Annotated in this window: 14 protein-coding genes and 1 pseudogene; 7 read left to right on the top strand and 8 right to left on the bottom strand. The window is 73.5% G+C overall.

Translation table 11 applies throughout. The features are described 5' to 3' along the window. Positions 1–26: 26 nt before the first annotated feature. Entirely contained in the window at positions 27–1,259 is a 1,233-nt protein-coding gene (locus tag LMU33_RS21675) for a molybdopterin-dependent oxidoreductase (protein WP_228622163.1), read from the bottom strand. Positions 1,260–1,372: 113 nt separating this feature from the next. Between LMU33_RS21675 and LMU33_RS21670 the strand changes: the two genes are divergently transcribed. Further along, positions 1,373–2,707: a hypothetical protein gene (locus LMU33_RS21670; RefSeq protein WP_228622162.1), complete on the top strand. Its 1,335-nt coding sequence runs from the start codon at positions 1,373–1,375 to the stop codon at positions 2,705–2,707. Positions 2,708–2,874: 167 nt separating this feature from the next. Then, positions 2,875–6,036, top strand: coding sequence for an amidohydrolase family protein (locus tag LMU33_RS21665; protein WP_228622161.1), 3,162 nt, complete (start codon positions 2,875–2,877; stop codon positions 6,034–6,036). A 21-nt stretch (positions 6,037–6,057) separates the two neighbouring features. Here the strand turns inward: LMU33_RS21665 and LMU33_RS21660 are convergent, their stop codons facing one another. The 5 genes from LMU33_RS21660 to LMU33_RS21640 all read right to left on the bottom strand — a co-directional run bounded on the left by LMU33_RS21660 (position 6,058) and on the right by LMU33_RS21640 (position 12,451). Further along, positions 6,058–9,075: a CHAT domain-containing protein gene (locus LMU33_RS21660; protein WP_228622160.1), complete on the bottom strand. Its 3,018-nt coding sequence runs from the start codon at positions 9,073–9,075 to the stop codon at positions 6,058–6,060. Next, the gene (locus LMU33_RS21655) at positions 9,060–9,866 is read right to left on the bottom strand and encodes a hypothetical protein (protein WP_228622159.1); all 807 of its coding nucleotides are present in this window, start codon (positions 9,864–9,866) and stop codon (positions 9,060–9,062) included. The genes LMU33_RS21660 and LMU33_RS21655 overlap by 16 nt, the downstream gene beginning before the upstream one ends. Beyond that, complete coding sequence (locus LMU33_RS21650) at positions 9,859–10,317, bottom strand: hypothetical protein (protein WP_228622158.1); 459 nt, start codon at positions 10,315–10,317, stop codon at positions 9,859–9,861. The genes LMU33_RS21655 and LMU33_RS21650 overlap by 8 nt, the downstream gene beginning before the upstream one ends. Positions 10,318–10,433: 116 nt before the next feature. After that, positions 10,434–10,880 (bottom strand): DNA-binding protein, encoded by a 447-nt coding sequence (locus LMU33_RS21645; protein ID WP_228622157.1) that lies wholly within the window; start codon positions 10,878–10,880, stop codon positions 10,434–10,436. Positions 10,881–10,957: 77 nt separating this feature from the next. Then, positions 10,958–12,451, bottom strand: a complete 1,494-nt coding sequence (locus tag LMU33_RS21640) for a long-chain-fatty-acid--CoA ligase (RefSeq protein ID WP_228622156.1) — start codon at positions 12,449–12,451, stop codon at positions 10,958–10,960. Positions 12,452–12,611: 160 nt separating this feature from the next. On the opposite strand from LMU33_RS21640, the gene LMU33_RS21635 reads away from it, so the two are divergent. Next, a complete protein-coding gene (locus tag LMU33_RS21635) occupies positions 12,612–13,778 on the top strand; it encodes a PucR family transcriptional regulator (RefSeq protein WP_228622155.1) in 1,167 nt (388 codons plus the stop codon). 76 nt (positions 13,779–13,854) lie between these two features. Here LMU33_RS21635 and LMU33_RS21630 read toward each other — a convergent pair whose 3' ends face one another. Continuing rightward, positions 13,855–14,598 (bottom strand): class I SAM-dependent methyltransferase, encoded by a 744-nt coding sequence (locus tag LMU33_RS21630; protein ID WP_228622154.1) that lies wholly within the window; start codon positions 14,596–14,598, stop codon positions 13,855–13,857. A gap of 151 nt (positions 14,599–14,749) precedes the next feature. Between LMU33_RS21630 and LMU33_RS21625 the strand changes: the two genes are divergently transcribed. From LMU33_RS21625 to LMU33_RS21610, 4 genes and pseudogenes are all read left to right on the top strand, one after another. Beyond that, positions 14,750–15,721 carry a TIGR01777 family oxidoreductase gene (locus tag LMU33_RS21625; protein ID WP_228622153.1) on the top strand — a complete coding sequence of 324 codons (972 nt, stop codon included), beginning with the start codon at positions 14,750–14,752 and terminating at the stop codon, positions 15,719–15,721. A 46-nt stretch (positions 15,722–15,767) separates the two neighbouring features. Beyond that, positions 15,768–16,610, top strand: a pseudogene (locus LMU33_RS21620) (TIGR01777 family oxidoreductase). 148 nt (positions 16,611–16,758) lie between these two features. Further along, entirely contained in the window at positions 16,759–17,628 is an 870-nt protein-coding gene (locus tag LMU33_RS21615) for a class II glutamine amidotransferase (RefSeq protein WP_228622152.1), read from the top strand. 64 nt (positions 17,629–17,692) lie between these two features. After that, positions 17,693–17,926 (top strand): hypothetical protein, encoded by a 234-nt coding sequence (locus LMU33_RS21610; RefSeq protein WP_228622151.1) that lies wholly within the window; start codon positions 17,693–17,695, stop codon positions 17,924–17,926. Positions 17,927–17,974: 48 nt separating this feature from the next. Here LMU33_RS21610 and tatA read toward each other — a convergent pair whose 3' ends face one another. Further along, the gene (gene tatA, locus LMU33_RS21605; protein ID WP_228622150.1) at positions 17,975–18,181 is read right to left on the bottom strand and encodes a Sec-independent protein translocase subunit TatA; all 207 of its coding nucleotides are present in this window, start codon (positions 18,179–18,181) and stop codon (positions 17,975–17,977) included. Between the last annotated feature and the right edge of the window lie 24 nt (positions 18,182–18,205).

Raw genomic sequence — 18,205 nt, 5'->3', positions numbered from 1 at the left:
GCTGCCCAGGCGTACGCGACGCGGCATCACAGGTCTCCGAAGGTCAGTCGGGCCACCCACTTGGTGTTGAGCACACCGGGTGCCGCCGGGACGATGATCCGCGCCGGGTGGCCGTGGTCGGGGGACAGCTCCTCTCCGTTGACGAAGAGCGCGAGCAGCGAGCGTCCGTCGGCCACCTGGTTGGCGCGCAGGGCCGCACGCCGGAACGCTCCGTGCCGCTGCAGGGACTCCACGAGCACGTCCGGCGGATCGCCGTCGTACCCGACGAGCGCGGCGAGGTCGCGCAGCCGTACCCCGCGCCACCACTGGTCCGCGGTCGACCAGCCCTCGACGCAGGCGATGGGCAACGAGGCGCTGTGCTGTGGCAGTCGGAGCAGCTGGGCGCGGCTGAGCCGGACGGTTCCGGTGCGGCCGGTGACGACGAGGCGCCAGGCGTCCTCGTGGGTGTCGGCCGCCGTGATGCCGGCGTAGGCGGCGGTCTTGTTGATCTGGAAGCCGTTCGGGCCGCCGCCGGGATCGGCGGTGCCGTGCGGGGCGAGCAGGGCCGTACGGCGGAAGGGCCCGCCCAGGCTCTGCCCGACCGTGGTCAGGAACAGCAGCAGGGAACCCCCGCCGACCAGCCCCAGCGCGCCGCGCCGGGAGACGGTGGGCGCCGCGGGGCGCGGGGAGACCAGGTCGTTCCGCTCCTGCCGGCGCTGCCGTACGGCCCGTACCGCCGTCGGCGTCTTCAGCACGGCGTGGGCCACGAACGCGGCGAAGAACACCCATGCCCCGTAGAAGTGCAGCGGGTAGAAGGAGCCCGGGAAGACATAGTCCAGCTGGACGTTGAGGACTCCGGTGGTGAACTCGAACAGCCCTCCACCGACCAGCAGCAACAGGGAGATCCGCTCCAGCGCGTGTGCGAGGGAGCGGGCCGGCGGCAGGGTGAAGAGCCTCGGCACCACCGACCACAGCTTGGCCAGCAGGACGGGGATCAGGGTGATGCCGAGGGTGACGTGGACGCCTTGGGTGAGCCGGTACAGCCACACCGGGTCGGTGGGCCAGGCGAAGAGGTAGAAGCCCAGGACGCCCTTGTCCGGGGTCATGTCGTTCACCCGTGACAGGCCCGGGTTGTAGGCGGCGTACGACACCAGGCCGGTCACGAACAGCACGGTGATGCCGACGAGCAGGACGAGGCCGAGCACCGAGGTGAACCAGGGGCCGCGCAGCGGGCTGCGCCAGAAACCTGGGGAAGTGGGAAGCCGGGAATGGTCGCGCATGTCCCGACCGTAGGCCGGGGGACCCCCGGAAAAGGGCCAGCGACCGGTGACGAAACGCTGACGTCCGGCTCGTACGACGGCTGTGTGCCGCTCTCCCGGCCTAGCGTTCCGGTGTGACCCGATCCCTCCGCCGTGACCTGTACGCCGCCGGTGCCGCCGCCCTCCTCGTGACGGCGGCCGTCGTCGTCGGCCGGCACATCCAGGACACCCGCCACACCCTGTTCGTGCACTGGCCGCCGCTGTTCGCGGACTGGGACCCGCACCTCGGCCCCGGCACCCCGGCGGCCCTGGCGGTGGCGGCGGCCACCGTGGCCCACGGCCCCGCACTCGCGGCCCGGCTGCCCTGGCGCGGGCTGCTCGCGGCGGCCTGGGCGGCCGCCCTGGCCTGGATCCTGTCCCTCGCCCTGGTCGACGGCTGGCACCAGGGCATCGCGGTCAGGCTGACCACCAGCAACGAGTACCTCCGGGTGATCGGCCGCTTCCACGACATCCCCGCCACCCTGCGCGACTTCACCCACCACATCGTCAGCGGCACACCCGACCCCTGGCCCGCCCATATCGCCGGCCATCCGCCGGCCGCCACGCTCACCTTCGTGCTGCTGGACCGGATCGGGCTGCGCGGCGGCGGCTGGGCCGGGATGTGGTGCATCACGGTGGGCGCGACGGGCTGCGTCGCCGTGCTGATCGCACTGCGCGCGCTGACCGACGAGACGCTCGCGCGGCGAGCGGCGCCGTTCCTGGTGCTGGCCCCGGCCGCGGTGTGGCAGGGGACCTCCGCCGACGGCTACTTCGCGGCAGTCGCCGCATGGTCGCCGGCGCTGCTCGCCCTGGCACTGACCCGCCGGTCCCACGGGTACGCGGCGGCCTCGGGCCTTCTCTTCGGCCTGACCTGCTACCTCTCCTACGGCCTCGCGCTGTTCGCCCTCATCGGCGCCGCGGTCGTCGCGCTGGCGCGCCGCGAACTCCGGGAACGCCCGGCCCTCCTGTTGTCCCTGCTCGCCGGGCTGGCCGTGTTCCCGGTGGTGTTCACGCTGGCCGGCTTCGACTGGTGGCACGCGTACCACCTGCTCGTCACGCGCTACTACCAGGGCGTGGGCGGCACCCGGCCCTACGGCTACTGGGTCTGGGCCAACCTCGCCTGCACCGCCGTCATCACCGGCCCGGCCACGGTGGCGGGCCTGCGCCGGACGACCGCCACGCTGCTCCCCGGGACCGCCACCCGACGCCCCGCGGAGCTGCGCCTGGCGCTCCTGGTCTCCGCCGCGCTGCTCGCCCTGCTGGTCGCCGACCTGTCCGGCATGAGCAAGGCGGAGACGGAACGCATCTGGCTGCCCTTCGCCCTCTGGCTCCTGCCCGCCTGCGCCCTCCTCCCCCGCCCCCGCCCCTGGCTCACCGCCCAGGCCGTCCTGGCCCTGCTGCTCAACCACCTGCTGCTGACGGGCTGGTGAGCGTTCCGGAGCCGTCGGGCGCGGCAGGTGACCCCGCGTGACCGCCGTCCGGCCCGGGCGTTGCCCTGGGCGTGGGGCGGGGCCGGTGTGGCCGAAATGGCTTACTGGTGCGGGATGTACCGCTGCCACTTGGCTGAACGACAGACGGCAGGCAGGAAGGACTGGGGATGGACTTCGGCAGCGTGGCTCGGCGCGGGTTTCTCGGAACGGCGGCGGCAGGGCTCGTCACCGCGGTCTCCGCACGGGCGGCGACGGCGGTCGGGCTGCCGGGCGGGTCCGGTGCGCGGGCCGGCGACGGGGGGCGGTTCCTCACCTACACCGCGATGACAGGGGGTTCGGTCACCGGCAGCCGGGCCGGGGGTGACCTGATCGCCGAGGTGCAGGGGGTGCTGTGGCGGGTACCCCGGGACGGCGGGGCGGCGGTACGGGTGACGGACTGGGAGCTGGAGGCGACGCGCCCCGCGTTGTCCCCCGACGGCAGGACGCTGGCCGTGTGCGGCTATCGCGGGGGCGGCTTCCATCTGTGGTCGCTGCGGCCGGACGGCGGCGGGCTGCGGCAGTTGACGGACGGGCCGTGGGACGACCGCGGGGCCGCGTGGTCGCCGGACGGCACCCGGCTGGCCTTCTCCTCCGAACGCGGCGGCGACGCCACGGCCGGTGCCTCCTACGGGCTGTGGGTGCTGGACCTGGCCGACGGCCGGCTGCGGCGGGTCACCGGCGGGGACCACGAGGACTTCGATCCGGCCTGGTCGGCGGACGGGCGGTCGCTGGTGTGCGTGCGCGCCGCCCACACGCCGGGCGGCGGCAACGACGGCGGGCTGTCGCTGGTCCACGTGCCGGTCTCGGGCGGTCCTGCCGAAGTGCTGCGGACGGTGACCGGGGGGCGGCTGCTGGGCCCGTCCGTCTCGCCCGCGGGGCGGATCGCGTATGTGCATCTGGCCGGTGCGGGCAGCCCCGGGCAGCCGGCCGACGCGGCCCGGCTGATGGTCGAGGACGAAGTCGTCACGGCGGACGAGGACCTGGCGGCCGCTCCGCCGTGCTGGCTGAGCGAGGACGAGCTGATGTACGTGGGTGACGGCCGGATCCGCGTCCGCTCCCTGGCCGGTTCCACCGTGCGGGAGGTTCCCTTCACCGCCCGGATGCCCGTGCCGGGTCCGTCCCGGGGACCTCGACGGGCGCCGCTCGCACCGGAGTTGCCGGTCCCGGTGCGCGGTCTGCACCGGCCGGCCCTCTCCCCGGACGGTCGCAGCGTGGCCTTCGTGGCGCTGAACGCCCTGTGGCTGATGCCGGTCGGCGGCGCTCCGCGCAAGCTCCTCCAGGCGGCCGACGTCCACCTGGTGCAGATGCCGGCGTGGGCACCGGACGGGCGCAGCCTGCTGTACTGCACCGACCGGGACGGGCTGGTCGCCGTACGCCGCCATCACCTCGGCAGCGGCACCGACGAGCCGTTGGCCGAGGGCGGCCGGCTGTATCCCGCGCTGTCACCGGACGGCACCCGCCTGGCCTGCCAGGACGTGACAGGCAACCTGCTGCTGCGCACCCTGGCCACGGGCGACGAGCAGGTGCTGGCCCGGCCGCTGGCCACCGACGGGCCGCCCGGAGCGCCCACCTGGTCGCCCGACGGCCGGTACGTGGCCTTCTGCGACCGCAACCGGCTCAACCAGCGCTTCCGCGAGGGGTACAACCTCATCCGCGTCCTCGACACCCGCACCGGCGGCGAACGCCGTCACCTGCCCGCCGAGCACCAGTCGCTGTCCGACCGGGTCGCCTCCGGACCCGTGTGGTCGCCCGACGGCCGCTGGATGGCGCTGGTCGCCGAGTCGGCGCTGTGGCTGCTGCCCGTGACGGCCGACGGCAGCCCGGCCGGTCCGGCCCGCCGGCTCACCGACGAACCGGCCGACCACCCGAGCTGGTCCGTGGACTCCGGCACGCTCCTCTACCTTTCCGAAGGCCGGCTGCGCCGGCTCTCCCTCACCACCGCACGGGCCCACACGCTGCCGCTCCGGCTGACCACCGGGCGCCGTGCGAGCGGCTCAGCCGAACCGCTTCGGATCCACGCCGGCCAGCTGTGGGACGGCACCGGCGCGCCGCCACGGCACGACGTGGACATCCTCGTCACCGGCAAGCGGATCACCGCTGTCGAGCCGCACCGTGCCCGCCGCCCCGGACACCGCACCCTCGACGCCTCCGGCCGGACCGTCGTCCCCGGCCTCGTCGACAGCCACACCCACCCGTATGCGGCCACCTACGGCGCCCGGCAGAGCCTGACCACGCTCGCGTACGGCATCACGACCACGTTCTGCCTGGGCAGTCCGCTGTACGACGCGGTACGGCTGCGCGAGGCGGCCGGCTCGGGGGACCTGCTCGGCCCGCGGCAGCTCGCCTGCGCCGAACTGATCGACGGGGCCCGCACCGCGTACAGCATGGGCCGCGCCCACCGCACCCGCGAGGGTGTCCGGCGTACGCTCCTGCGCGCCGCCGCCCTGGACGTCGACTTCGTGAAGACGTATGTGCGCGCCCCGGGCGAGGTCATGGCCGAGGCGGCCGAGGCGGCCCACGCGCTGGGCGTGCCCAGCGGCAGCCATCTGTGCTCGCCCGGCCGGGCGGCGGGCCAGGACCTGACCACCCATCTGCAGGCCACCCAGCGCCTGGAGTACGGGCATGGCACCACCCCGCTCGGCCGCATCGGGCAGGATCTGGTGCAGCAGTACGCCGACGGCTCCTTCGCCCTGATCATCACGCCGTTCAGCGCGCAGATCCTGCTCGCCGCCGACCCTGGGCTCGCCGAGGACCCGCGCGTGACACGTCTCATGCCGCCCTGGGACGTCGCCGTCGTCCGCGCCCACGCCCGCACCGCGCCCACGGAGGCCCAACAGCGGGCTCTCGCCACCGAGATGGCGGACTACCGGCGGCTGGCCTCGCACGGCGCCCGTATCGCCCTGGGCACCGACTCGCCCCTGGTCCCGGTGGGTCTCTCCCTGCACCTGTGCCTGCGTGCCCTGGTCGCGCACGGCTTCACCGCCGCCGAGGCCCTGCACACCGCGACCGTGGAGCCGGCCCGTCTCTTCGGCCTCGATGCCGACCTCGGGACGGTGGAGGAGGGCAGGATCGCCGACCTGACGATCGTCGACAGCGACCCGTTCTGCGACTTCGGCTCCCTCGTCCGCGTCCCGGTCGTCGTACGCGAGGGAGTCCCCCACGCCCAGGCCGACTTGACGTCGGCCCACCGGTCGGTCGTGGTGCACGAACCTCCCCGGGACATGTCCTGGCTCGGGGTGGCCGAGCGGCTCCGGCGGGGGTCGTGCTGCCATCCCGACGCGGACGGGTGAGACACCCGGCCCGGCCGTGGCTCAGGGACCGATGTGCAGGTGGGGTGTCCAGAGCGAGGGCCGTTCGGGCTCGCGCTCGCGCACCTGGGACACGGCGTGATGGAGGGACTCGGCGACGGTCGCGTCCTGACGGCCGGTCAGATGCTCGTAGAAGGCCTGCACCAGGTGGGTGTTGGTCCGGTCGGTGACCGGCCAGAGGCTGCCCACCAGGTGGCTGAAGCCGGCGAGCTGGAAGGCCGAGAGCAGGTTCAGGGACTCGTCCGGCAGGTCGATGCGGTTCCGCGCGGTGCCGCAGGCGGACAGGAAGGCCAGACCGGCCCGGTCGGTGCGGGCGGCCGCGATGTCGCCGATGTGCAGCCGGCCGTCGTGCAGGACGAGGTGGCTCTCGTGATGACGGTCGGCGTCGTGTCCGGCGTGGCAGGCCACGTGGACGATGTCGTGGTCCGGGACGGCCGTCATCAGCCGCTCGCGGGTGGCGGCCGGCCCCCGCAGCAGGCGGGCTCCGGGAAAGGAGCCGGTGAGCAGGGCCGCCTCCTCGTCGGCGGCCGGCAGATCCGGGGCGCCGGGGGTGCGCGGCAGGGCGAGCACCAGGGGGCGGCTGTCCGGGCCGGGCCGCCAGGGCCGGAGGCGGCCGAGCGCGTGGACGGTGGGGGTGTAGGACGACACCACGAGGGCGAACGCGCCGCCCTCCTCGCGGCGTTCGGCCATGTGCAGCGGGAAGTGGCTCAGCGGCCCGGTGGGACACCACCACATGCGGGGCGGCGCGGCACCCTCCCGCAGCCCGCCCAGGTCGTCCCGCAAGGCATCGAGAACGGGCCCCACGACGACGTCCCAGAGCAGGGCAAGACCAGTGCGCAGAGAGTACTCGCCGAGGCTCCGGCGCGCCGGGGAGACCCCGGGGTCGAGGGCCAGTTCGGCGCCGCCGAGCAGATCGCGGCCCAGCCGCAGGACGGTGTCGACGGTGAGCCGGGGCAGCGGCACCCGGCGGACGCCGTCCCGCGTGACGAGCAGGGCGTCGGAGCCGTAGCGGCCGAACATCGGGACGGCCACGGGGCCTTCGCGGCAGGCTTCGAGGATCTCCTGCAGTCGCGGGGGCTGAAGGAAGTCCTCGAACCCGGGGACGCCCTTGATCTCCTCGATCAAGTGCCGCCGCTCGTCGGCCAGTCGGTGGCGCCGGTCGGCGTCCGGCTCGGACCGCAGCCGGGTCGGCAGCTGCTCCAGCGCCGTGGCGAGGTGCGGGGCGCGGACGCGCAGCCGCTCCAGATCGACGCGCACGGCCGACGCCTCCGCGTGCAGCACCCCGCGTCCCTGCTCCAGCAGTTCCAGCGCGCGGGCAGGTGAGCCGGCGGCCAGCGCACAGGAGGCCGCCAGTGTGGGCAGCGGCGCATAGGCGGGCAGTCGGCGTTCCCGGTCACCGGCGCGCAGCTGCCAGCCGGCGAGGTCCGGCAGCAGACGGACCGCGAGGGCGAGATCGTCGGCGGCGCTCTGCCAGTCCTCCAGGTTGATCTCCAGCTTGCCGGCGTGCCAGGCGCTCTCCAGCCGTCGGTGGATGCTCTCCGTGGCGGCCCGCGCGACCTGACGGAGCAGGGCCGCCGCCTCCCGGGCGTCCGCCGACTCGCCGTACTCCACATAACGGTTGTTGAGGGCCCCGCCGAGCAGAAAGCGGCGCGAGGCCAGTTGGGCAGGGCTCACGGCGGCGGCCAGGCCGTCCCGCAGCACGTCGATGGACTCGGCCAGCGCGGCGGGGTCACGGGTGCGGGCGTACTGCTCGGCAAGGCCGTTGGCCAGCGCCTCCAGCACCACTTCCGCAGGCCGACCCGCCGCACCGGCGTGGGCCTGCCGGGCGAGCCGGAGTGCTTCGGCGAGGTCGGCTTCCGGGTCGTGCACAGGTCCGCCGCGTCCGGCGCGCCGACGGAGCCAGCGGGCGAGGTTGGCCCGGACGGTCGTGTGCAGTTCCGGGTCCGTGCCGGGTGCGAGGGCGGCGAGGGCCGCCCGGCCCAGGCCGACGATCTCGTCCAGCGCGTCCGGGTCCCCGCCCTCGTCGCCCTCGCTGTCCAGTTCGCCCAGCAACTCGAGTTCGAAGGCGAGGTTGTTCAGTTCCCGGGCGCGGGCGGGATGGTCGCGTGGCAGTTCGGCGATCAGTGCCCGGGTCAGGCCGATGGCCTCCCGCAGCGACTCCGAGTCGCCGAGGTCCTCATGGCGCAGGCGCAGCAGTCCGGCGAGCTCGCTCACTGCGTCGGCCCGGCGAGGGTGGCCGGGCGGCAGGCCCGTGAACACCGTACGGGCGAGGCCGATGGCTTCGGCGAGCGCCCGGGGCTCCTGGTGGAGGGTGTAGGCGTGCCGCAGGGCTTCGCACAGCCGGGACAGATGGTGGAGGTGCCCGGGGGCGCCTTCCGGTGACTCGGCCACCAGATTGCGCGCCAAGTCGACGGCGCCGTCGAGGAGTTCCGGGTCGGGGTGGTACTCGTGCAGCAGGAGCAGGGTGTGCACGTTGTTGCTCCTGGTCCTGGCCCGGCCGGCCGTGTCCTCGGCCATGGCGCTGCCCAGGTACAGCACCGCGGTGGCGGCCAGCAGTGCCGTGCGGTCGTGCACTCCCGCCTCTTCCAGGAGCAGACCCGCGTGGTCGTTCCAGAGGCCGACCTGGGGAGTGCCCGGCGGCGACGGGGCCGCGATCGCCTCGGCCACCTCCTTCGGCACGGACCGTGGCGCGGCGTCGCGCAGCGGGGCGAGGAGGGCGAAGGCGAGCAGGAGATCCCGGTGGTTCAGCGGGTTGCGCCGGGCGTCGACCGGCGCGCGCAGCCAGAACAGCCAGCCGGTGGCGTGCAGGAGACGCAGCCAGGGCTGCACGTCGATGTACTTGTCGCGAACGACGGAGCGTACGGCCGTCTCCAGGAGGGCGGCCGCTTCCTGCTCGGCTTCGGCGTCGAGCAGGACGCCGAGTTCGTGGGAGGTCGCGTAGGCCTTGAAGCGCCGGGTGAGCGGATCGGCATCCGGGCCCGAACCGGTATCCGGACCGGCGGGGTTCAGGTCCGGCGGCAACGCAACCACTCCTGCCTGCTGTCGTCCCAGACGAGCGTACGGCCGCGCAGCTCCGAGCGGTCCATGGCGGTCAACTGCCGTACGGCGTCGGGCGGGATGGGGTCGGGCACGACCAGCTGGAGGTCGGCGTCCGGGTCGAGGATGCTGACGAAACCGGAGCCGTCGGGCGGGATGCGCGGGGCCGGCGCCGAGAGGTCCCGGGTGGGGCCGGCCGTACCGGAGTCGGCCGAGGCGGACGAGTCCGGCGTGGGGCTGCCGCGCCGGGCAAAACGGGCGCGCAGGCCCGCGTAGGCATCTTCGGCCGATTTACCGGCGACCGCCTGGACGAACGGAACGATCAACGACGTGGCTGCCCCGCCGAGCACCAGCGACACCCAGTCGGGCAGGTCGCGCAGCGCCGGTGGTGCGGGCGGCGTGCCCCCCTGGGCGGGCGACAGAACTGCGGCGATCGCGGCGGCGGTCGGGGCGGCACCGGCGTCGGCGGGAAGCCACCGGGTCGGGCCGTCGGGTGTGTAGACCTGCCAGTCGCCGTCGGCCGTGCTGTACCGGACCACGAGATCGTGCGTCTCCTCGGGGAACCGGCGGGGTGTGGCGCACAGCCAGAGCCAGAGCAGGTCTCCGGTGCCGTCGCCGCTCTCGTCGCAGTAGACGTTCCGGCGTACGACGCTCAGGCCGTGGGTGCCCAGGGCCGCGGTCAGCTCGGCGAGGCGTGCGTCCAGGCCGGACCGCCCGGCCCCCGCGCGGTCGCCGAAGTCCAGCGCACTGTCCTTGCTCACGTCGATGTCACACATCCCCGTACGGTGGCTCGGTGGTGTTCCCTGCTGTGCGGTCAGTGCCGTGGCCGCGGCGCAGGAGGTCGGCCCGTTCCAGCGCCATCCGTAACGGCGGTTCCAGGGCGAGGAGTTCGGCGACTGCGGCGACGCCCGGCCGGGGCACCAGGATCCGGGCGCCGGGGAGGACACGGCGCACGGCCTCCCAGGCGGTGCGCCACCGGGCCGTCCCGGAGACGCCGGCCACCAGCACGAAGTCCTTGTCCCGCAGGGCCGAATCGAGCGCGTCGTCCACCCAGGCACGGCGCACACAGGGGTCCTGCTCGGCCCGGGTGTACAGCGAGCGGGAGACGCCCAACTCGCCGTAACCGTCGGCGTCGGCGACCGAGGGAAGCTCCTCGGGGCCCGACACCGCCGGGACCGCGAGCAGCGCACGGATCCGCTCGTCCCGCCCTGCGCCCGACTCCCCCACCGAAGTCTCCCGTCGCTTCAGCCTCGCGTTGTTTCACGATAGCCCGCAGGGGCGTTGTCCCGGGAAGCCCTCGGCATGGCGGCCGGCTGCCGGTTGCCGGTTGCCGGTCCACGTGTTCAGGCGTCGTCCTCGTCGTCGGCGGCGGTGCGGACCGCCAGGCGCTCGTAGCGCTGTCTGGCGGCCTGCGGGGTGCCCAGTCCGAGGCCGAAGGCGATCTCCGGCCAGGTCATGCCACGGCCGCGGGCCATCTGCAGGAGCGAGGCCTCCAGTTCGTCCAGCTCCGCCCGTACCAGCGGCACGAGGCTCAGCGCGGCCGTGATGTCGGCACGGTCCACCTCCGGCTCGCCCTCGTCGGGCAGCGCGGCGCCGCTCAGCAGGAACGTCACGAGCCGCACGGCCTCGTGCGGCGCGAGGACCGACGGGTTGATCTGGCGGCGCCGCTGGCCGTCCGTCGCCGCGTGCCGCTCGGCGATGCGGAACAGCGAGGCGTGGACCCGCTGGGCACGCGCCTGCTCCGGCTGCGGAGGGTTGAAGGGGTCGGTGTGATCGGCGGTTGACGACATACGAGAAGAGTTGCGTGCAACACGACATGACGTCAACTGCATATTGTGAACAGTCCGTTCATGCGGCGAGGGCTGCCTCAGGGCGTCGGCGCGGTGATCTCCCGCTTGAGGATCTTGCCGCTCGGCCCCATCGGCAGCGCCTCCGTCAGCCAGAGCCGGCGCGGGTACTTGTACGCGGCCACCCGGTCCCGGACGAACCGCTGCAACTCCTCGGTGTCCGCCCGGGCTCCCGGCCGCAGGACGACCGCGGCGGCCACCTCCTCGCCGAGCCGCTCGTCGGGCACGCCGAGGACCGCGGCGAGGGCGACGGCGGGATGCTCGTGCAGCACCTCCTCGATCTCGCGCGGGTAGACGTTGTAGCCGCCGCGGATGATGAGGTCCTTCTTCCGGTCGACGATGTACAGGTAGCCGTCCTCGTCCCGGCGGGCCAGGTCGCCGGTGCGCAGCCAGCCGTCGGGGATCGCGGCGGCCGTCTCCTCGGGGCGGTGCCAGTACTCCTTCATCAGGTTCGGCCCGCGCACGGCCAGTTCACCGACCTCCCCCGGTGCCACGTCCCGGCCGGAGTCGTCCAGCAGCCGGACCTCGACGTCGCGGATGGGGGTACCGATGGAGCCGGGCTTGCGCGGGCGGTCGGGGTGGTTGAAGGAGACGACCGGGCTGGTCTCGGACATGCCGAAGCCCTCCAGCACCATGCAGCCGAAGCGCCGCTCGAACCCGTGCAGGATCTCCACCGGCAGCGAGGCACCGCCCGAGACGCACATCCGCAGACTGGAGACGTCGGCCGCGTCGGCGCCCGGATGCTGGAGCAGCGCCGCGTACATGGTCGGGACGCCCTCGAAGACGGTCGCCCGGTCGCGTGCGACGGCGTCGAGCACGGTCTGCGGGTCGAAGCGGGGGACGAGGGTGAGGGACGCGCCGCTGCGGACGGCGACGTTCATGGTGCAGGTCTGCCCGAAGATGTGGAACAGCGGCAGGCAGCCCACGATCACGTCGTCGGAGGTCAGCCGCTGGACTTCGGTGACGTTGACCTCGGTGTTGTGGCGCAGCCCGGAGTGGGTGAGCGCGGCGCCCTTGGGCCGGCCGGTGGTGCCCGAGGTGTAGAGCAGCACGGCGATGTCGTCGCCGGCGGCGGCCGTCACCTCGTACTCCGGTTCCAGGCGGGCCAGTTCGGCGGCGAAGGCGGCCGGTTCGACCGTCAGGTGCCGTACGCCTGCGGCCCCCGCGCCCGCGGCGCCCTCGCCGGGCGCCTGATGCCACTCGAAGAGGACTACGGCGCCGGAGTCCCGCAGGTGGTACGCGGTCTCGCGCTCCTTGAGCAGCGGGTTCATCGGCACCACGATGCCGCCGGCGCGCAGGACGGCGTAGTACAGGACGACGAACTCGGGCACGTTCGGGAGCATCAGTGCTACCCGGTCACCGCTGCGCAGGCCCTCGGTGCGCAGCAGCGCGGCGGCCTGGGCGCTGAGCCGGTCGAGCTCGGCGTAGGTGGTGGTCGCGGTGCCGAGCCGCAGCGCCGGGCGCTCCGGCAGCCGTCGCGCCGTCTCCGCCAGGAATTCCGCCAGATTGGCCATGATGCCTCCTCGCACGCATGCTCCCGCCGCGCTCACGGGTCCCGCCGCGAGCGCTCCCGGCATGGTCGCGTGCACGGTCACGGGCGTCCATGGCGGCGCCCACAGTCCGACCGTGCCGGAGTTGTTCCCGGGAACAATCAGACCGCCGTACGCTGCGGGTATGGGTCTGTCGAATGTGGGCGCCGCCTTGCGTGTGCGCCTTCCGGAGCTGGGCGAGCGGATGGCCGAGCGCATCCGTGCGGAGGTCGAGTCGTACGCGGACGACTCGCTGATCCCGTTCGCGTCGCTCATGGAGTCCTGCCGGGGCAACGCCGATCTGCTCCTGGGGCGTTTCGCCTACGGCGCCGAACCCGATGTGGGGGCAGCTCAGCACACCGGACGGCTGCGCGCCGAGCAGGGCGTGCCGCTCGCGGACACGCTGCACGCCTACCGGGTCGGTTTCGAGCTGCTGTGGTCGGAGATGGTCGACGAGGCACGCAGGCATCCGGAGGTCACGGACGCGGAGCTGGTGGCCGGTTCCTCGGAGATCTGGGCGCTGTTCGGCCGGTACGCGGAGGCCGTCGCGGCCGCCTACCGCGAGGCGAGCGCGGAGCTGGCGCTGCAGCGCGAGGCTCGTCGATCGGCCCTGGCCGAGGCGTTGTTCACGGGCGCGCTCGCGGATCGTACGACGCCGTGGGAGGCGGCCCGGCAGCTCGGCCTGCCGGAGCGCGGCCCGTACGCGGTCGTGGCGGCGGCGGTGCCGGATCCCGGACAGGAGCCGCTGCCCGGGATCGAGGCGGCGCTGCGCCGTTCCGGCGTGCCGTCGGTGTGGCGGCTGCTGCCGGACCAGCAGATCGGGCTGGTCTCGCTGGGGCACCGGGACGCGGAGACGGTGAGCCTGCGCGCGCTGCGCCGCCGGCGGGCCCGGGTGGGTGTCAGCCCGCGGTTCGACTCGCTCCGGGACACGCCGCAGGCGCTGCGGTTCGCCCGGCTCGCCCTGGCCGGACGGCCCGGCGAGGGTCCGGGGGTCACGCGGTTCGACGACAGCCCGCTGGCGATGCTGGTGGCCGCGGCCCCGGCGGAGGCGAGCCGGCTGGTCGAGGTCGCATTGGGTCCGCTCCTCGAACTGCCGGAGGCGGAGCGGGCGCGGCTGCTGCAGACCCTCGGTCACTGGTTCGCCTCGGGCGGTGTGGCCGCCGGTGCCGCGGACGGGCTCTTCGTCCACCCCAACACCGTGCGCTACCGGCTGCGCCGCGTCGAGGAGCTGACCGGGCGACCGCTCACCGACCCCATGGCCCTCGCCGACCTGGGCGCCGCGCTGTACGCGCTGCGGCTGCTGCCTTCCTGAGCGTGCACGGCGACACGGTGGGGATCGGGGTTCACGACGCAGGCTCGACGAGGTACCGGGACGCGCCGTTCCTCGGCTATCGCGTCAGCGGCAGCCGGTACACCGAGACATGAGCACGCGACTCGGCGGAGAACTCGGTACCGGACCAGTCGGCGTGCCTGGACTCCAGCTCGAATCCGGCCAGTTGGCCCATGAGGTCGAGCTCGGAGGGCCAGATGTAGCGGTGTGGGGAGCGGTACAGCCGGGCTTCCTCGGTCTCGTCGAAGCGGAAGTGGTGCGATACGACACGCTGGTTGAGGATGTCGTAGGTGTCCAGCCCGATGTACCCGGCGTCGGTGCGCCACACGGTGGCCGCCTTGCCGGGGGGAAGCGTGCGCAGCTCCGGCACCCACAGCTCGATCACGAAGCGGCCGCCGGGCGTGAGGTGGCGGGCGGCGTTGCGGAAGCACTCGACCTGCTCGGCCTGGGTGAGCAGGTTGGAGATCGTGTTGTAGACGAGGTAGACGAGGCTGTACGTCCCCGGGGCGCGGGTCGTCGCCATGTCGCCCATGACCACGGGGATCGTGGCTTCGCCGGCCTTGGTGCGCAGTTGCTCCACCATCGGCCCGGACAGCTCGATGCCGGTGACGGGAACCCCTCGCCCGGCCAGCGGGACAGCGACCCGGCCGGTCCCGATCGCGAACTCCAGCGCCGCTCCGCCGTCCGCCAGCTCGGCGAGCCGTTCCACCGTTGGGGTCAGAACCTCGGGCGCGAACATGCCGGTACCGGGCGTGTCGTAGCGCCGGGCGACGGCCGCGCCCCAGATCTCCTCCTGCTCCATTGCATCAACACTGGTTCCCGGCAGGGGGAGTTGTCCATCGCATTATCGCCGTGCTCTCCGGCCTCCCGGGTGCACAAGTGACTGCACATCCCCGCTTTTGAACGTGTTCAAATTCAGGGCTACCCTGGAGGTACCGAACCGAGGGGGCTCGATGAAGGTAGTTCTGCCGGGGGGAACCGGACAGATCGGTGCGATTCTCGACCGTGCGCTCACGGCAGCCGGACACGAGGTCACCGTGGTGACCCGGCGCCCGACGCGAGAGCGGCAGATCGGCTGGGACGGGTCCACGCTCGGCCGCTGGGCCGAGGTGGTCGACGGCAGCGATGTCGTCATCAACCTGGCCGGACGCAGCGTGTCCTGCCGCTACACCGCCGAGAACCTGCGGGCCATGATGGACTCGCGGGTGAACTCGGCGCGTGCGGTCGGGCAGGCGATCGCCGCCGCCGCGCAACCACCGCGGGTGTGGCTGCAGATGAGTACGGCCACGATCTACGCCCACCGCTTCGACGCGGCGAACGACGAGGCCACCGGCGCAATCGGCGGCTCGGAGGCGGGAGTTCCGGACTACTGGGCCTACAGCGTCGACATCGCCAAGAACTGGGAGCGCGCCCAGGCCGAAGCGCCGACACCGGCGACACGGAAGGTGGCACTGCGCTCGGCGATGGTGATGAGCCCGGACCGGGGCGGGGTCTTCGACGTGCTGCTGGGCCTGGCCCGGCTGGGGCTGGGCGGGCCGGTCGCCGGTGGGGCGCAGTACGTCTCCTGGATCCATGACGAGGACTTCGTACGCGCGGTGGAGTTCCTGATCGAGCGGGACGACATCGACGGCCCGGTCAACTTGGCCTCCCCCGGCCCGCTCCCGCACCGGGAGTTCATGCGGACACTGCGCGCGGCCCGAGGCGTTCCCGTGGGACTGCCGGCGACCCGATGGATGGCGGAGCTGGGGGCCTTCGCGCTGCGCTCGGACACGGAGTTGCTGCTCAAGAGCCGCCGGGTGGTCCCGGGCCGGCTGTCGGCGGCCGGGTTCGACTTCGGCTATCCCGAGTGGCAGCCGGCCGCCGTGGACCTGGTGCGCCGGGCCAGGTCGTCACGGCCCCGGGCGGGTCGATCCCCGCTTACTTGAAACTGCAAATAATCATTTCCCTTCCCTCCTCGCGGACGGCCACCAGGTGGTCCGCCTGGTCCGCGACCGGTCCGCCGCCCCTCAGGACGGCAGCGAGTCCGCCCCGTGCGACCCGGGCGCGGGCCGAGTCGAGCCCGGTGCACTGGACGGCGTCGACGCCGTGGTCCACCTGGCCGGTGCGGGAGTCGGCGACAAGCGGTGGACCGCCGCCCGCAAGCGGGAGATCCGCGACAGCCGGGTGCGCGGCACCGACACCATCGCGCGAGCCTGCGCCGCGTCCGCCTGCCCGCCGCGCATCCTGGTGCCCGCGTCCGCGACCGGCTACTACGGCGACACGGGTGAACGGACCGTCGAGCAGAGCGAGGCGGCCGGGCACGACTCCCTGTCCTCCGTCTGCGTCGAACCAAGGCGAAGGGGAGGCGGCCGTCGAGCCGGCACGGCAGGCCGGCATCCGAGTGGTCCACCCGCGCACCGGGCTGGTCGTCGCCGCCCAGGGCGGCGCATTCGGCCGGCGCTTCCCGCTCTTCCGCCTCGGCCTGGGCGCCGGCTCGGTTCCGGCGACCAGTACTGGCCGTTCAGCTCCCTGACGGACCACGTCGCGGCTCTCCGTTTCACCCTCGACACCGAGGAGCTGTCCGGTCCGGTCAACTTCACGGCCCCCGAGCCGCTCACGAACCGCGAGGTGACCCAGGCACTGGGCCGCGCCCTGCACCGTCCGGCGCTCGCCGCCGTCCCGGCCTTCGTCCTGCGCCCGGCTCTCGGCGAGTTCGCCGCGGGCATCACGTGCAGCGCACGCGTCGTACCGGCCGCCCTGCGCAGGGCGGTTTTCACCTTCGCCCATCCGACGATCGACGCAGCGCTCGACTCGGTGTTGCGACCGGCCGCTTGACGAAGCCGTCGGCAGGACGAAGGCCCCTGGTGCGGGGCCGGATTCCGCCGGTGGCGCGCGTGCGCGAACGTCCGGCGCGCGGGACCATGGTCGTCCGTGCGGGGCACCGGACGACGGAGCCCGACGGAAGAGGGTGAAGGAGGATGCCGTGTGCCGACTGTTCGGACTGATCAGCTCCCCGCTGCGCACGCAGGCCACGTTCTGGCTGCTGGACGCCCCCGACAGTCTCAGCGTGCAGAGTCGGCGCGAGCCCGACGGCACCGGGCTCGGGTTCTTCGACGCGGACGCCACGCCGGAGGTGCACAAGGCGCCTATCGCCGCGTACGAGGACCGCGCCTTCGCCCGGGAGGCCCGGGAGGTCGAGTCGGCCACCTTCCTCGCGCACATCCGCTACGCCTCGACCGGAGGGCTGGACGTCCGCAACACCCACCCCTTCGACCAGGACAGGCGGCTGTTCGCGCACAACGGCGTGATCGAGGGGCTGGACAGACTGGACCGGCATCTCGGCGAGGACCGGTCACTGGTGCAGGGGGACACCGACTCCGAGCGTTTCTTCGCCCTGGTCACGCGGGAGACGGCGGCGCACGGCGGGGACGTGTCCGCCGGCATCACGTCCGCGGCCCTCTGGGTCGCCGGGAACCTGCCCCTGTACGCCCTCAACATCATCCTCGTCACCGCCCGAGAGCTGTGGGCCCTGCGCTATCCCGCCACCCACGAGCTGTACGTGCTGCGGCGCCCGGCCGGCGGTCACCACGGCACGCGGCATCTCGACCACGCCGGCCGGCACGGTCACATGCGTGTGCGCTCGGCGCATCTGGGTGATCGTCCGTCGGTCGTCGTGGCCAGCGAGCCGATGGACGAGAACCCGCACTGGCAGCTCATGGCGCCCGGCGAGCTGCTGCACGTCGACGCCGATCTGCAGGTGACCTCCCGCATCGCCGTGCCCGATCCCCCGGCCCGCCCGCTGACCCTCTCCGACCTGCGCCCCCAAGCGGCCGCCTCCCAACGGCACACATAGAGCGGCTTCCCGCCGTGACCCGGCTCACGGGCTCGAAACTTGCGCAACCCGTAAACTCTCCGGCGTGGAGACTACCGAGGTGACGGGTTGGGAGACCGCCGTTCTCGACGGCGGGCCGGCGGACGGGCTGCGGATGAAGGTCTCCGACCGGCCGCGGGTGATCCAGGTGACGTACCCCTGCCGGGTCGAGGCCGCACCGCCCGGCGGCGTACGCGCCGAGGCGGTGTACCTGTACCGCCGCGACTACACCGTCACCAGCGAGCCCCTGCGGTACGGCTTCGACATCGCCAGCCCCTGACCCGCGCGGTGGACGCGGTGGGTCGGCCGGCCGCGCGGTGGGCGCGGTTCAGTCCGCCGGCCCGCTCTCGACCGTGGGCGCGGTGGACGGCCGGGCGGCGTCGTCCTCCTTCATGGCCTTGGCCTCGCTCTTCAGGATGCGCATGGACTTGCCCAGTCCACGCGCGGCCTCGGGCAGCTTCTTCGAGCCGAACAGCACGATCACGACGATCGCCACGATCAGCAGGTGCCAGGGTTCCAGTCCGTTGCGGAGCATCGCGCCCACCCCTCCTTAACTTGC

Origin of the sequence: Streptomyces barringtoniae (assembly GCF_020819595.1) — a bacterium.
GTDB classification, from domain to species: Bacteria; Actinomycetota; Actinomycetes; order Streptomycetales; family Streptomycetaceae; genus Streptomyces; species Streptomyces barringtoniae.
Note: the sequence above shows the minus strand (reverse complement) of the source record. Positions and strands in the feature narration are given on the sequence as shown.

Bases quoted from the DNA above. Each gene is read 5' to 3' on its own strand.
- LMU33_RS21675 (WP_228622163.1), bottom strand. From the start codon at position 1,259: ATGCGCGACCATTCCCGGCTTCCCACTTCCCCAGGTTTCTGGCGCAGC.
- LMU33_RS21665 (WP_228622161.1), top strand. From the start codon at position 2,875: ATGGACTTCGGCAGCGTGGCTCGGCGCGGGTTTCTCGGAACGGCGGCG.
- LMU33_RS21655 (WP_228622159.1), bottom strand. From the start codon at position 9,866: ATGTGTGACATCGACGTGAGCAAGGACAGTGCGCTGGACTTCGGCGAC.
- LMU33_RS21645 (WP_228622157.1), bottom strand. From the start codon at position 10,880: ATGTCGTCAACCGCCGATCACACCGACCCCTTCAACCCTCCGCAGCCG.
- LMU33_RS21640 (WP_228622156.1), bottom strand. From the start codon at position 12,451: ATGGCCAATCTGGCGGAATTCCTGGCGGAGACGGCGCGACGGCTGCCG.
- LMU33_RS21635 (WP_228622155.1), top strand. From the start codon at position 12,612: ATGGGTCTGTCGAATGTGGGCGCCGCCTTGCGTGTGCGCCTTCCGGAG.
- LMU33_RS21630 (WP_228622154.1), bottom strand. From the start codon at position 14,598: ATGGAGCAGGAGGAGATCTGGGGCGCGGCCGTCGCCCGGCGCTACGAC.
- LMU33_RS21625 (WP_228622153.1), top strand. From the start codon at position 14,750: ATGAAGGTAGTTCTGCCGGGGGGAACCGGACAGATCGGTGCGATTCTC.
- tatA (WP_228622150.1), bottom strand. From the start codon at position 18,181: ATGCTCCGCAACGGACTGGAACCCTGGCACCTGCTGATCGTGGCGATC.